Raw genomic sequence first — 13,883 nt, 5'->3', positions numbered from 1 at the left:
AAAAAACCAGGGATTTGCTATGAAACTCTTCGCCCAGGATTCTTATCTCGATCTGACTCATCCACATGTGATGGGGATCCTGAACGTCACGCCAGACTCCTTCTCCGACGGCGGCACGCATAACACGCTGATTGAGGCGGTCAGGCATGCGAATCTGATGATTAACGCCGGGGCGACTATCATTGATGTCGGTGGGGAGTCGACGCGACCGGGCGCGGCGGATGTCAGTGTTGACGAAGAGTTGTCCCGGGTGATCCCGGTGGTCGAAGCCCTTGCGCAGCGTTTCGAGGTCTGGATTTCGGTGGATACTTCTAAACCAGAGGTAATTCGCGAATCAGCGAGAGTGGGCGCTCACATTATTAATGACATCCGCTCCCTCACCGAGCCGGGGGCACTTGAGGCGGCGGCTGAGACCGGGTTGCCGGTCTGCCTGATGCACATGCAGGGTCAGCCGAAAACCATGCAGGATGCGCCGAAATATGATGACGTGTTTGCTGATGTGAACCACTATTTTGTTGAGCATATTGCGCGTTGTGAACGTGCCGGTATCGCAAAAGAGAAATTGCTGCTCGACCCGGGATTCGGTTTCGGTAAAAATCTCTCTCATAACTTCGAGCTTCTTGCGCGCTTATCAGAGTTTCACCATTTTGGCCTGCCGCTGTTGGTCGGAATGTCACGAAAATCAATGGTAGGTCAGCTGCTTAACGTTGGGCCCTCAGACCGCCTGAACGGAAGTCTGGCCTGCGCGGTGATTGCAGCAATGCAGGGAGCGCATATTATTCGCGTCCATGACGTAAAAGAGACAGCAGAAGCCATGCGAGTGGTGGAAGCCACACTGGCAGCTAAGGAAAACAACCGCTATGAGTAATCGTAAATTTTTTGGTACCGACGGCATTCGTGGGCGCGTGGGCGATGCGCCAATCACACCTGAGTTTGTGCTGAAGTTAGGCTGGGCGGCAGGCAAAGTGCTGGCCAGCCACGGTTCGCGTAAAATCATCATTGGCAAAGATACGCGTATCTCTGGCTATATGCTCGAATCGGCGCTGGAAGCGGGTCTTTCCGCTGCGGGCCTCTCTGCCTCCTTTACCGGTCCAATGCCGACGCCAGCTGTAGCCTACCTCACTCGTACGTTCCGTGCAGAAGCGGGGATTGTTATCTCTGCCTCGCATAACCCGTTCTACGATAACGGCATCAAATTCTTCTCTATCGATGGCACCAAACTGCCGGATGAAGTGGAAGAAGCCATCGAAGCGGAAATGGAAAAAGAGCTGACCTGCGTTGACTCCGCTGAGCTGGGTAAAGCCAGCCGTATCGTCGATGCTGCAGGTCGCTACATTGAATTCTGTAAAGGCACCTTCCCGAACGAGCTGAGCCTGAGCCATCTGAAAATTGTGGTCGACTGCGCGAACGGTGCAACTTACCACATCGCCCCAAACGTGTTCCGCGAACTGGGTGCGCAGGTAGTGGCTATTGGCTGTGAGCCTAACGGGCTGAACATTAACGCCGAAGTGGGCGCTACCGATGTTCGTGCTCTGCAGGCGCGCGTGCTGGCAGAGAAGGCCGATCTGGGCATCGCCTATGACGGCGACGGCGACCGCGTAATCATGGTTGACCACGAAGGCAATAAGGTCGATGGGGATCAGATCCTCTATATCATTGCCCGGGAAGGTCTGCGCCAGGGTCAGCTGCGCGGCGGTGCTGTCGGTACGCTGATGAGCAACATGGGCCTGGAGCTGGCGCTCAAACAGCTGGGTATCCCGTTTGTGCGCGCGAAAGTGGGCGATCGCTACGTGCTGGAAAAACTGCAGGAGAAAGGCTGGCGCATCGGCGCGGAAAACTCCGGCCACGTGATCCTGCTCGACAAAACCACTACCGGTGACGGCATTGTGGCAAGTCTGCAGGTGGTGGCAGCGATGGTGCGTAACCATATGTCCCTGCACGATCTGTGCAGCGGCATGAAGATGTTCCCCCAGATCCTGGTTAACGTCCGCTTCACGGCCGGCAAAGGCGATCCGCTGGAAAATGAGAACGTAAAAGCGGTGATGGCTGAGGTAGAAGCGGCGCTGGGCTCCCGTGGCCGCGTCCTGCTGCGTAAGTCTGGCACCGAGCCGCTGATCCGCGTGATGGTAGAAGGGGAAAACGAAGCGCAAGTGACTGAGTTTGCGCATCGCATTGCGGATGCCGTTAAAGCGGCGTAACTGCCGTTAAGTGTCTAAAAAGGCGGCGCTTGCCGCCTTTATTTTGCTCAATGGCTGCGGTTTTGCTGTTTTTTTCCGCACTTGATACAATGAGCTGAAATTGCCCTTGCGAAGGTCATTCGCTTTGGTTAGTATTCACACCCGCTTCAGTGGGAAAGAAAAACTCCTGCTTATTGGTCGAAGCATTGGTATGCGGCAAATCCGCAAGGAACAGGTTGATTATGTACGAAGCTCTTTTAGTAGTTTTCCTTATTGTAGCCATCGCTCTGGTAGCGCTGATCATGCTGCAGCAAGGTAAAGGCGCTGATATGGGGGCCTCTTTTGGAGCAGGCGCTTCTGGTACGCTGTTCGGTTCAAGTGGTTCTGGTAACTTCATGACCCGCGCAACGGCGATTCTGGCAACGCTGTTTTTCATCATCAGTCTGGCGCTTGGCAATATCAACAGCAACAAGACCAGTAAAGGAAGCGAGTGGGAAAATCTGAGCGCACCGGCGAAATCCGAGCAGACTCAGCCAGCTGCACCGGCTAAGCCGACCAGCGATATCCCGCAGTAAGAGTTGTATCAGTGCTGAGGTGGTGGAATTGGTAGACACGCTACCTTGAGGTGGTAGTGCCCTAACGGGCTTGTGGGTTCGAGTCCCATCCTCAGTACCAATATTCCGAAGAAAAGACGTCGCAAGACGTCTTTTTTTTCGTCTGCACTTTTTCTTTTTCGTAGGCCCACAAGCGTCGTGCCGCCGGGCGAAAAGACAGCGGGGGCGCTGCGTTTGTCTGCCCCACATGCTACAGCCATTAAAAAAGGCGCCCTCAGGCGCCTTTTGCATTTCTTATTCGCGATTACTGCTTATCGCTGCTTTCCAGATTCTCGACCTGCGGCAGGCCATTACCTGTTGATACGGAGAGCAGACCGTTCTCAGTATAGGTGAACAACTTGGCACGAGTATCGGTGATATCCAGATTGCGCATGGTCAGCTGACCAATACGATCGTCAGGAGAGAAGACGGACTCGCCTTTTTCCATGGTCAGACGCTCTGCCTGGTAGGTCAGGTTGTCAGACACAGTATTCAGAATCGAATAGTCGTTACCGCGACGCAGTTCCAGGGTCACTTCACCTGTAATCGCGCTTGCCACCCAACGCTGCAGAGCATCACGCAGCATCAGCGCCTGCGGATCGAACCAGCGGCCCTGATACAGCAGTTTACCTAACTGACGGCCATGAGAGTGATACTGCTCGATGGTGTCTTCGTTGTGAATACCGGTCAGCAGACGCTCGTAAGCGATGTGCAGCAGCGCCATCCCCGGGGCTTCGTAGATGCCACGGCTTTTCGCTTCGATGATACGGTTTTCGATCTGATCGCTCATGCCCAGACCGTGACGGCCGCCGATGCGGTTGGCTTCCAGCATCAGTTCCACATCATCAGTAAAAGTCTGACCGTTCAGTGCAACCGGGTGGCCGCGTTCAAAACGCACGGTCACTTCTTCTGCCTGAATTTTGACGTTTTCATCCCAGAACTTCACGCCCATGATCGGGTTGACGATCTTCACGCTGGAGTTCAGGAATTCCAGGTCTTTGGCTTCGTGCGTCGCACCCAGCATGTTGGAGTCGGTGGAGTAGGCTTTCTCGACCGACATTTTGTAGTCAAAGCCACAGGCGATCATAAATTCGGACATTTCGTGACGGCCACCGAGTTCGTCGATGAAGTCAGTATCCAGCCACGGCTTGTAGATCTGCAGTTCGGCGTTGGTCAGCAGGCCGTAACGGTAGAAACGCTCGATGTCGTTGCCTTTATAGGTGCTGCCATCACCCCAGATGTTGACGCCATCGTCTTTCATGGCGGCAACCAGCATGGTGCCGGTAACAGCACGGCCCAGCGGGGTGGTGTTGAAATAGGTCAGGCCACCGGTGGTGTTATGAAATGCGCCACACTGAATGGCAGCGATACCTTCGGCAACCAGCTGCTTACGGCAGTCAATCAGACGTGCGTTCTCTGCACCGTACTCCATGGCACGACGAGGGATCGCATCATAATCGTCCTCATCCGGCTGACCCAGGTTCGCAGTATATGCATAAGGAACCGCTCCCTTCTGGCGCATCCACAGCAGTGCAGCGCTGGTATCCAGGCCGCCTGAAAAAGCGATGCCAATACGTTGTCCTTGCGGAAGATGCTTGAGAATCGTCGTCATAAAATAAAACCCTGCTTGATTGACTGATGAGTGATCGCTTTCACCCTAAATGCATTTTTATGCAGAATAAGTGAGTTTTCATTTAATCATCTTTTGGCTAGTACCGAAAGTGATTCGTGTATTTTTTGTAAAAATTTCCCGCCTGAATCGCTGCGGTTCACAGGCTTGACAGGCGGCGTCCACTATCAATATACTGTACGCCGATTTTACGTCCCGTCCTCGGTACCAAATCCCAGCATTATTTGCATTTTTTACCCACAGCGAGTAGAATTTGCCACGTTTCAGGCGCGGGGTGGAGCAGCCTGGTAGCTCGTCGGGCTCATAACCCGAAGGTCGTCGGTTCAAATCCGGCCCCCGCAACCACTTTCCTATAAAGTCCTTTTTCAAATATACTGTGAAGACTTAGCGCCTTCGTAGCTGGATTTGAAAAAATTCTTTTTGAAAGTGCTCCAGGCCACTGTTGTGGCTATAGGGTTCAGTTATCTAAAGCCCCGATTTATCGGGGTTTTTTGTTATCTGACTACAGAATAACTGGGCTTTATGCCCTTTTTTTACGTCTTGGGGGTGGGCTTGTCCACATTAGACCAAAAATTAACAGAGATGATTAAAGCACCAGTCGAAGCACTGGGCTACGAACTGGTCGGCATCGAATTCATTCGCAGCCGTACATCCACGCTGCGCATCTATATTGATAGTGAAGATGGCATCAATGTTGATGATTGTGCTGATGTTAGCCACCAGGTGAGTGCGGTTCTTGATGTTGAAGATCCTATTACCGTCGCCTATAACCTGGAAGTTTCCTCGCCTGGTCTGCATCGCCCACTGTTCACTGCTGAACACTACACGCACTACATTGGTGAAGAAGCGGCTCTCGTTCTGCGTATGGCTGTACAAAACCGCCGTAAATGGCAGGGCGTTATTAAGGCCGTTGATGGTGAGATGATCACAGTAACAGTCGAAGGCAAAGATGAAGTGTTCGCGCTGAGTAATATCCAGAAGGCGAACCTGGTTCCCCACTTTTAACAGTCTGGATGAGGTGAAAAGCCCGCGATGAACAAAGAAATTTTGGCTGTTGTCGAAGCCGTTTCCAACGAAAAATCACTGCCGCGCGAGAAGATTTTCGAAGCGCTGGAAAGTGCACTGGCTACGGCAACCAAGAAAAAATACGAACAAGAGATCGATGTCCGCGTTGAAATCGATCGCAAAAGCGGCGACTTCGATACTTTCCGTCGTTGGGTTATCGTTGAAGAAGTAACCCAGCCAACAAAAGAGATCACTCTGGAAGCGGCGCGTTACGAAGACGAAAGCCTGAACCTCGACGACTACGTTGAAGATCAGATCGAATCCGTGACCTTCGACCGTATCACCACCCAGACTGCTAAACAGGTTATCGTCCAGAAAGTACGTGAAGCTGAGCGCGCCATGGTTGTTGACCAGTTCCGCGAGCACGAAGGTGAGATCATTACCGGCGTGGTGAAGAAAGTTAACCGCGACAACATCTCCCTGGATCTGGGTAGCAACGCCGAAGCTGTCATTCTGCGTGAAGATATGCTGCCGCGTGAAAACTTCCGTCCGGGTGACCGCATTCGTGGCGTACTGTATTCAGTGCGTCCAGAAGCGCGTGGCGCACAGCTGTTCGTAACCCGTTCTAAACCTGAGATGCTGATCGAACTGTTCCGCATTGAAGTGCCAGAAATTGGCGAAGAAGTGATCGAGATTAAAGCCGCTGCCCGCGATCCGGGTTCCCGTGCGAAAATCGCGGTGAAAACCAACGACAAGCGTATCGACCCGGTCGGTGCATGCGTCGGTATGCGTGGCGCACGCGTTCAGGCGGTTTCGACTGAACTGGGCGGCGAGCGTATTGATATCGTACTGTGGGACGATAACCCGGCGCAGTTCGTGATTAACGCGATGGCACCGGCTGATGTTGCGTCTATCGTAGTAGACGAAGACAAGCACACCATGGATATCGCCGTTGAAGCAGGTAACCTGGCACAGGCTATCGGCCGTAACGGTCAGAACGTCCGTCTGGCTTCGCAGCTGAGCGGTTGGGAACTCAACGTGATGACCGTTGACGACCTGCAGGCTAAGCATCAGGCAGAAGCCCATGCAGCCATTGATACCTTCACTAAGTACCTGGACATTGACGAAGACTTCGCCACCGTTCTGGTTGAAGAAGGTTTCTCAACGCTGGAAGAACTGGCCTACGTGCCAATGAAAGAACTGCTGGAAATTGACGGCCTGGATGAAGCCACCGTTGAAGCCCTGCGTGACCGCGCTAAAAACGCACTGACCACCCTGGCACTGGCTCAGGAAGAAAGCCTTGGTGATAACAAGCCGGCTGATGACCTGCTGAATCTGGAAGGTCTTGATCGTGCGATTGCGTTCAAGCTGGCTGCCCGTGGTGTTTGTACGCTGGAAGATCTCGCTGAACAAGGCGTTGATGACCTGGCTGATATCGAAGGTTTAACCGACGAGAAAGCCGGCGAGCTCATCATGGCCGCACGTAATATTTGCTGGTTCGGCGACGAAGCGTAATAAACTGTAGCAGGAAGGAACAGCATGACTGATGTAACTGTAAAAACGCTGGCTGCTGAGATTCAGACTTCCGTGGACCGCCTGGTACAGCAATTTGCTGATGCAGGGATCCCGAAGTCCGCTGATGACTCAGTGACCGCGCAAGAGAAACAAACCTTATTATCGCACCTGAACCGCGAACACGGTTCAGCGCCTGATAAACTGACGTTACAGCGTAAAACGCGCAGTACGTTAAATGTTCCAGGTACCGGTGGCAAAAGCAAATCGGTACAAATCGAAGTCCGCAAGACGCGCACCTTTGTAAAACGTGATCCGCAAGAGGCAGAACGCCTTGCTGCGGAAGAGCAGGCACAGCGTGAAGCGGAAGAACAAGCTCAGCGTGAGGCAGAAGCAACTGCCAAACGTGAGGCAGAATTAAAAGCTGAACGTGAGGCCGCAGAAAAAGCGAAGCGCGATGCCAGTGATAAAGCGAAGCGTGACGCGGCGGAAAAAGACAAAGTGAGCAATCAACAGACTGACGAAATGACCAAAACAGCCCAGACGGAAAAAGCCCGTCGTGAAAATGAAGCTGCTGAACTGAAGCGTAAAGCCGAAGAAGAAGCACGCCGTAAGCTGGAAGAAGACGCACGTCGTGTTGCTGAAGAAGCGCGCCGTATGGCAGAAGAAAACGAGAAGAACGGTGTTAATCCTGTCGAGCAGACAGAAGACACCAGTGATTACCACGTAACGACTTCTCAGCACGCGCGCCAGGCAGAAGACGAAAACGACCGCGAAGTTGAAGGCGGCCGTGGCCGTACCCGCACCGCGTCGAAAACGGCTCGTCCTCAGAAGAAAGGCAACAAGCACGCTGAATCCAAAGCCGATCGCGAAGAAGCTCGCGCAGCGGGCCGCGGTGGTAAAGGTGGCAAGCGTAAAGGTTCCGCGCTGCAGCAGGGCTTCCAGAAGCCAGCTCAGGCCGTTAACCGTGACGTTATCATTGGCGAAACCATCACCGTTGGCGATCTGGCGAACAAGATGGCCGTTAAAGGTTCTCAGGTCATCAAAGCGATGATGAAGCTGGGTGCCATGGCGACCATCAACCAGGTTATCGATCAGGAAACCGCACAGCTGGTTGCCGAAGAGATGGGCCACAAAGTTATCCTGCGTCGTGAAAACGAGCTGGAAGAAGCAGTAATGAGCGACCGTGACACCGGCGCTGCGGCAGAGCCGCGTGCACCGGTTGTGACCATCATGGGTCACGTTGACCACGGCAAAACCTCTCTGCTCGATTACATTCGTTCTACTAAGGTTGCATCTGGCGAAGCGGGTGGTATTACCCAGCACATCGGTGCCTACCACGTAGAAACCGACAACGGCATGATCACCTTCCTGGATACCCCGGGCCACGCCGCATTTACCTCCATGCGTGCTCGTGGTGCGCAGGCAACGGATATCGTTGTTCTGGTGGTGGCAGCAGACGATGGCGTGATGCCGCAGACAATCGAAGCTATCCAGCACGCGAAAGCAGCGCAGGTGCCTCTGGTTGTTGCAGTGAACAAAATCGATAAGCCAGAAGCGGATATGGATCGCGTTAAAAACGAACTGTCCCAGTACGGTGTTATGCCGGAAGAGTGGGGCGGTGAGTCTCAGTTCATCCCGGTTTCTGCAAAAGTGGGTACCGGTATCGATGACCTGCTGAACGCTATCCTGCTGCAGGCTGAAGTTCTGGAACTGAAAGCGGTTCGCAATGGTATGGCGAGCGGCGCGGTGATCGAATCCTTCCTGGACAAAGGTCGTGGCCCGGTTGCTACCGTTCTGGTACGTGAAGGTACCCTGAACAAAGGCGACATCGTGCTGTGTGGCTTCGAATATGGCCGTGTTCGTGCAATGCGTGACGAACTGGGTCGTGAAGTGCTGGAAGCAGGTCCATCCATTCCTGTGGAAATCCTGGGTCTGTCCGGCGTTCCGGCTGCCGGTGATGAAGTGACCGTTGTGCGTGACGAGAAGAAAGCGCGTGAAGTTGCGCTGTACCGTCAGGGCAAATTCCGTGAAGTTAAACTGGCTCGCCAGCAGAAATCTAAACTCGAGAACATGTTTGCCAACATGACCGAAGGCGAAGTTCACGAAGTGAACGTCGTTCTGAAGGCAGACGTTCAGGGTTCTGTGGAAGCGATCTCCGACTCTTTACTGAAACTGTCTACCGACGAAGTGAAAGTGAAGATCATCGGTTCTGGCGTAGGTGGTATCACCGAAACCGACGCAACCCTGGCTGCAGCGTCCAACGCGATTCTGGTTGGCTTCAACGTTCGTGCCGATGCTTCTGCGCGTCGCGTGATCGAATCTGAAAGCCTGGATCTGCGTTACTACTCCGTCATCTATCACCTGATCGACGAAGTGAAAGCGGCGATGAGCGGTATGCTGTCTCCGGAACTGAAACAGCAGATCATCGGTCTGGCTGAAGTACGTGACGTATTCAAATCACCGAAATTCGGCGCTATCGCGGGCTGTATGGTTACCGAAGGTAACATCAAGCGTCACAACCCAATCCGCGTCCTGCGTGACAACGTGGTTATCTATGAAGGCGAGCTGGAATCCCTGCGCCGCTTCAAAGATGACGTTAACGAAGTCCGTAACGGCATGGAATGTGGTATCGGCGTGAAGAACTACAACGACGTTCGCGTTGGCGATATGATCGAAGTGTTCGAAATCATCGAGATCCAACGCAGCATCGACTAATCCCCACGGATTGGTCCACATGTAAGCCGGGATCGCCTCGCGCCACCCGGCAAGAATTATCAAAAGGGGCTAAGAGCCCCTTTTTTGTCTGGAGAATTTATTATGGCGAAAGAATTTGGTCGCCCACAGCGCGTTGCTCAGGAGATGCAAAAAGAGATCGCAATCATCCTGCAGCGCGAAATTAAAGATCCTCGCCTGGGCATGATGACGACGGTATCCGGTGTTGAAGTGTCCCGCGATCTGGCCTATGCCAAAGTATTCGTGACCTTCCTGAACGATCAGGATGAAGCCGCGGTTAAGCTGGGCATCAAAGCCCTGCAGGATGCCTCCGGTTTTATCCGCTCTCTGCTGGGCAAAGCTATGCGCCTGCGTATCGTGCCGGAACTGACCTTCTTCTACGACAACTCACTGGTTGAAGGGATGCGCATGTCCAACCTGGTCACCAGCGTGGTGAAGCAGGATGATGAGCGTCGTGTGAACCCGGACGATAAAAAGGAGGACTGATGAGTCGTCCTCGTCGTCGCGGCCGCGACGTGCACGGCGTGCTGCTGCTGGATAAGCACCAGGGTGCTTCCAGCAACGACGTGCTGCAAAAAGTTAAGCGTCTCTACAATGCTAACCGTGCCGGTCATACCGGTGCGCTGGATCCGCTGGCGACCGGCATGCTGCCGGTTTGCCTGGGTGAAGCGACGAAGTTTTCCCAGTATCTGCTGGACTCTGACAAGCGCTATCGCGTGATTGCGAAGCTGGGCCAGCGCACGGATACCTCCGATGCGGATGGTCAGGTAGTGGAAGAGCGCCCGGTCACGTTCAGCGCTGAACAGCTTGAGTCGGCACTGGAGAGTTTCCGCGGCGACACCGAGCAGGTGCCATCAATGTATTCCGCACTGAAATACCAGGGCAAAAAACTCTACGAGTATGCGCGCCAGGGTATCGAGGTGCCGCGCGAAGCCCGCCCGATTACGGTGTATGAGCTGCTGTTCATTCGTCACGAAGGTGATGAGCTGGAGCTGGAAGTTCACTGCTCAAAAGGCACTTACATCCGTACCATCATTGACGATCTGGGTGAGAAGCTGGGCTGTGGCGCGCACGTGATTTATCTGCGTCGTCTGGCGGTGAGTAAGTACCCGGCAGAACGAATGGTGACGCTGGAGCAGCTGCAGGCGCTGGTTGAGCAGGCACAGGAGCAGGGTATTGAGGCTGCCGACCTGCTGGACCCGCTGCTAATGCCGATGGACAGTCCAGCTTCGGACTATCCGGTGGTCAATCTGCCGTTAACCTCGTCCGTTTACTTTAAAAACGGTAATCCGGTGCGCACCACTGACGTCCCTCATCAGGGGCTGGTTCGCGTTACGGAAGGCGATGACAACACCTTCATCGGCATGGGTGAAATTGACGACGAAGGTCGTGTTGCACCGCGCCGTCTGGTGGTCGAATATCCGGCATAAGCTGACGCCTTACCTTGCGATAAGCAGGGGAGGCGGGTAGAATATTGCCGCTTAACGTCTGGTGAATTGTTTAACAATTGGCAAGCGTTATACATGGGATAGCTGAATTAGAGATCGGCATCCTTTCATTCTTTATACTTTGGAGTTTTAAAATGTCTCTAAGCGTTGAAGCTAAAGCTAAAATCGTTTCTGAGTTTGGTCGTGATGCTAACGACAGCGGTTCTACCGAAGTTCAGGTTGCACTGCTGACTGCACAGATTAACCACCTGCAGGGTCACTTTGCAGAGCACAAAAAAGATCACCACAGCCGTCGTGGTCTGCTGCGCATGGTTTCTCAGCGTCGTAAACTGCTCGACTACCTGAAACGTAAAGATGTTGCACGCTACACCGCGCTGATCGAGCGTCTGGGCCTGCGTCGCTAAGTCTTGCGAGTTTCAGAAAAGGGGGCCTTATGGCCCCTTTTTTCAACCAGACCGCAGCAATTCACTGGAAACTAATGTATTGTTGCTATAAATGATCTTCATTGCAGAGGTTCGCGCGGCTAATGAGAGGCTTCACCCATGGGGGTGTCGGTTGTCATTAGTCGCGAGGATGCGAAGAAGGTCCGGTTAAACGTCAGCACGCCTCTGGTGTGCTGTCATTCATTTAAGAAAGGACAGAATCTTGCTGAATCCGATCGTTCGTAAATTCCAGTACGGTCAGCACACCGTTACGCTGGAAACCGGCATGATGGCGCGTCAGGCCACTGCTGCCGTTATGGTAAGCATGGATGACACCGCGGTATTCGTAACCGTGGTTGGCCAGAAAAAAGCAAAACCAGGTCAGGACTTCTTCCCTCTGACCGTTAACTACCAAGAGCGTACCTACGCTGCCGGTAAAATCCCGGGTGGCTTCTTCCGTCGTGAAGGCCGTCCAAGCGAAGGCGAAACTCTGATTGCGCGTCTGATTGACCGCCCGGTTCGCCCGCTGTTCCCGGAAGGCTTCGTTAACGAAGTTCAGGTTATCGCGACCGTTGTTTCCGTTAACCCACAGGTTAACCCGGACATCGTGGCGATGATCGGCGCATCTGCAGCCCTTTCCCTGTCTGGTATTCCATTCAATGGTCCAATCGGTTCTGCACGCGTAGGTTACATCAACGACCAGTACGTTCTGAACCCGACTCAGGACGAGCTGAAAGAGAGCAAGCTGGACCTGGTTGTTGCCGGTACCGAAGCGGCAGTACTGATGGTTGAATCCGAAGCAGAACTGCTGAGCGAAGACCAGATGCTGGGTGCAGTGGTATTTGGCCACGAGCAGCAGCAGATCGTTATCCAGAACATCAACGACCTGGTGAAAGAAGCCGGTAAACCACGTTGGGACTGGCAGCCAGAAGCCGTGAACGAAGCCCTCAACGCACGCGTTGCTGCCCAGGCTGAAGCACGTCTGAGCGATGCTTACCGCATCACCGACAAGCAAGAGCGTTATGCTCAGGTTGACGTCATCAAATCTGAAACCATCGCTACGCTGGTTGCAGAAGATGAGTCCCTGGACGCGAACGAGCTGAGCGAAATTCTGCACGCTATCGAGAAAAACGTTGTTCGTAGCCGCGTTCTGGCAGGCGAGCCGCGTATCGATGGCCGTGAAAAAGACATGATCCGTGGTCTGGATGTGCGTACTGGCGTTCTGCCACGTACTCACGGTTCCGCACTGTTCACCCGTGGTGAAACTCAGGCGCTGGTTACCGCGACCCTGGGTACTGCCCGTGACGCACAGAACATCGACGAACTGATGGGCGAGCGCACTGACAGCTTCCTGTTCCACTACAACTTCCCTCCGTACTCCGTAGGTGAAACCGGTATGGTTGGTTCGCCTAAGCGTCGTGAAATTGGTCACGGTCGTCTGGCGAAGCGCGGCGTTCTGGCTGTTATGCCAGATGCTGATAAATTCCCGTACACCGTTCGCGTGGTTTCTGAAATCACCGAATCTAACGGTTCTTCATCCATGGCGTCCGTGTGTGGTGCCTCTCTGGCACTGATGGATGCAGGTGTTCCGGTGAAAGCTGCCGTTGCGGGTATCGCGATGGGTCTGGTGAAAGAAGGCGACAACTACGTTGTGCTGTCTGACATCCTGGGCGACGAAGATCACCTGGGTGATATGGACTTCAAAGTTGCGGGTTCCCGCGAAGGTATCTCTGCGCTGCAGATGGATATCAAAATTGAAGGCATCACCAAAGAGATCATGCATGCTGCGCTGAATCAGGCGAAAGGTGCACGTCTGCACATCCTGAGCGTGATGGAACAGGCGATTAACGCGCCACGTGGCGACATTTCTCAGTTCGCTCCACGTATCCACACCATCAAGATCAGCCCGGACAAGATCAAAGACGTTATCGGTAAAGGCGGTTCTGTTATCCGTGCTCTGACCGAAGAGACCGGCACCACCATCGAAATCGAAGATGACGGTACTGTGAAGATCGCAGCGACCGACGGTGAGAAAGCGAAATTCGCTATCCGTCGTATCGAAGAGATCACCGCAGAGATCGAAGTGGGCCGCATCTACAGCGGTAAAGTGACCCGTATCGTTGACTTTGGCGCATTCGTTGCCATCGGTGGCGGTAAAGAAGGTCTGGTTCACATCTCTCAGATCGCTGACAAGCGCGTTGAGAAAGTGACCGATTACCTGCAGATGGGTCAGGAAGTTCCGGTTAAAGTTCTGGAAGTTGATCGCCAGGGCCGTATCCGTCTGAGCATCAAAGAAGCGACCGAGCAGTCCTCTGCCGCTGCACCGGAAGCTCCGGCAGCAGAACAGGGCGAGTAAGGTT

Annotated in this window: 11 protein-coding genes and 2 tRNA genes; 12 read left to right on the top strand and 1 reads right to left on the bottom strand. The window is 53.7% G+C overall.

Annotated elements, in window-relative coordinates; genetic code table 11:
• Window positions 1-19: 19 nt before the first annotated feature.
• From folP to V7Q49_RS15670, 4 genes are all read left to right on the top strand, one after another.
• A complete protein-coding gene (gene folP / locus V7Q49_RS15685) occupies window positions 20-868 on the top strand; it encodes a dihydropteroate synthase (protein WP_333853397.1) in 849 nt (282 codons plus the stop codon).
• Window positions 861-2,198, top strand: a complete 1,338-nt coding sequence (gene glmM, locus V7Q49_RS15680; RefSeq protein WP_333853395.1) for a phosphoglucosamine mutase — start codon at window positions 861-863, stop codon at window positions 2,196-2,198. The genes folP and glmM overlap by 8 nt, the downstream gene beginning before the upstream one ends.
• 221 nt (window positions 2,199-2,419) lie before the next feature.
• The gene (gene secG, locus V7Q49_RS15675) at window positions 2,420-2,752 is read left to right on the top strand and encodes a preprotein translocase subunit SecG (RefSeq protein WP_032614427.1); all 333 of its coding nucleotides are present in this window, start codon (window positions 2,420-2,422) and stop codon (window positions 2,750-2,752) included.
• 13 nt (window positions 2,753-2,765) lie between these two features.
• Window positions 2,766-2,852, top strand: a tRNA-Leu gene (locus V7Q49_RS15670).
• Window positions 2,853-3,035: 183 nt separating this feature from the next.
• On the opposite strand, the gene argG is transcribed toward V7Q49_RS15670, so the two are convergent.
• The gene (argG, locus tag V7Q49_RS15665) at window positions 3,036-4,382 is read right to left on the bottom strand and encodes an argininosuccinate synthase (protein ID WP_333853392.1); all 1,347 of its coding nucleotides are present in this window, start codon (window positions 4,380-4,382) and stop codon (window positions 3,036-3,038) included.
• Between the two features lie 286 nt (window positions 4,383-4,668).
• On the opposite strand from argG, the gene V7Q49_RS15660 reads away from it, so the two are divergent.
• The 8 genes from V7Q49_RS15660 (at window position 4,669) to pnp (ending at window position 13,879) form a co-directional block, all read left to right on the top strand.
• Window positions 4,669-4,745: transfer RNA gene (locus V7Q49_RS15660), tRNA-Met, on the top strand.
• Window positions 4,746-4,952: 207 nt separating this feature from the next.
• Window positions 4,953-5,405 carry a ribosome maturation factor RimP gene (rimP, locus tag V7Q49_RS15655; RefSeq protein WP_142487237.1) on the top strand — a complete coding sequence of 151 codons (453 nt, stop codon included), beginning with the start codon at window positions 4,953-4,955 and terminating at the stop codon, window positions 5,403-5,405.
• Window positions 5,406-5,432: 27 nt separating this feature from the next.
• Entirely contained in the window at window positions 5,433-6,920 is a 1,488-nt protein-coding gene (nusA, locus tag V7Q49_RS15650) for a transcription termination factor NusA (protein ID WP_333853389.1), read from the top strand.
• A 24-nt stretch (window positions 6,921-6,944) separates the two neighbouring features.
• On the top strand, window positions 6,945-9,635 hold the full coding sequence (gene infB / locus V7Q49_RS15645; protein WP_142487235.1) for a translation initiation factor IF-2: 2,691 nt from the start codon (window positions 6,945-6,947) through the stop codon (window positions 9,633-9,635).
• Window positions 9,636-9,737: 102 nt separating this feature from the next.
• Window positions 9,738-10,139: a 30S ribosome-binding factor RbfA gene (gene rbfA / locus V7Q49_RS15640; RefSeq protein ID WP_039031654.1), complete on the top strand. Its 402-nt coding sequence runs from the start codon at window positions 9,738-9,740 to the stop codon at window positions 10,137-10,139.
• Window positions 10,139-11,083 (top strand): tRNA pseudouridine(55) synthase TruB, encoded by a 945-nt coding sequence (gene truB / locus V7Q49_RS15635; RefSeq protein WP_333853385.1) that lies wholly within the window; start codon window positions 10,139-10,141, stop codon window positions 11,081-11,083. The genes rbfA and truB overlap by 1 nt, the downstream gene beginning before the upstream one ends.
• Before the next feature lie 152 nt (window positions 11,084-11,235).
• A complete protein-coding gene (gene rpsO / locus V7Q49_RS15630; protein ID WP_032614416.1) occupies window positions 11,236-11,505 on the top strand; it encodes a 30S ribosomal protein S15 in 270 nt (89 codons plus the stop codon).
• Window positions 11,506-11,746: 241 nt separating this feature from the next.
• Window positions 11,747-13,879: a polyribonucleotide nucleotidyltransferase gene (gene pnp / locus V7Q49_RS15625; protein WP_106994807.1), complete on the top strand. Its 2,133-nt coding sequence runs from the start codon at window positions 11,747-11,749 to the stop codon at window positions 13,877-13,879.
• Window positions 13,880-13,883: the final 4 nt, after the last annotated feature.

Origin of the sequence: Leclercia sp., assembly GCF_036780805.1 — a bacterium.
Lineage (GTDB): Bacteria > Pseudomonadota > Gammaproteobacteria > Enterobacterales > Enterobacteriaceae > Enterobacter.
This window is presented reverse-complemented; position numbering and strand designations above follow the sequence as displayed.

Excerpts from the sequence above, each read along its gene's own strand:
- folP (WP_333853397.1), top strand. The coding sequence starts at position 20 with ATGAAACTCTTCGCCCAGGATTCTTATCTCGATCTGACTCATCCACAT.
- glmM (WP_333853395.1), top strand. The coding sequence starts at position 861 with ATGAGTAATCGTAAATTTTTTGGTACCGACGGCATTCGTGGGCGCGTG.
- secG (WP_032614427.1), top strand. The coding sequence starts at position 2,420 with ATGTACGAAGCTCTTTTAGTAGTTTTCCTTATTGTAGCCATCGCTCTG.
- argG (WP_333853392.1), bottom strand. The coding sequence starts at position 4,382 with ATGACGACGATTCTCAAGCATCTTCCGCAAGGACAACGTATTGGCATC.
- nusA (WP_333853389.1), top strand. The coding sequence starts at position 5,433 with ATGAACAAAGAAATTTTGGCTGTTGTCGAAGCCGTTTCCAACGAAAAA.
- infB (WP_142487235.1), top strand. The coding sequence starts at position 6,945 with ATGACTGATGTAACTGTAAAAACGCTGGCTGCTGAGATTCAGACTTCC.
- rbfA (WP_039031654.1), top strand. The coding sequence starts at position 9,738 with ATGGCGAAAGAATTTGGTCGCCCACAGCGCGTTGCTCAGGAGATGCAA.
- truB (WP_333853385.1), top strand. The coding sequence starts at position 10,139 with ATGAGTCGTCCTCGTCGTCGCGGCCGCGACGTGCACGGCGTGCTGCTG.
- rpsO (WP_032614416.1), top strand. The coding sequence starts at position 11,236 with ATGTCTCTAAGCGTTGAAGCTAAAGCTAAAATCGTTTCTGAGTTTGGT.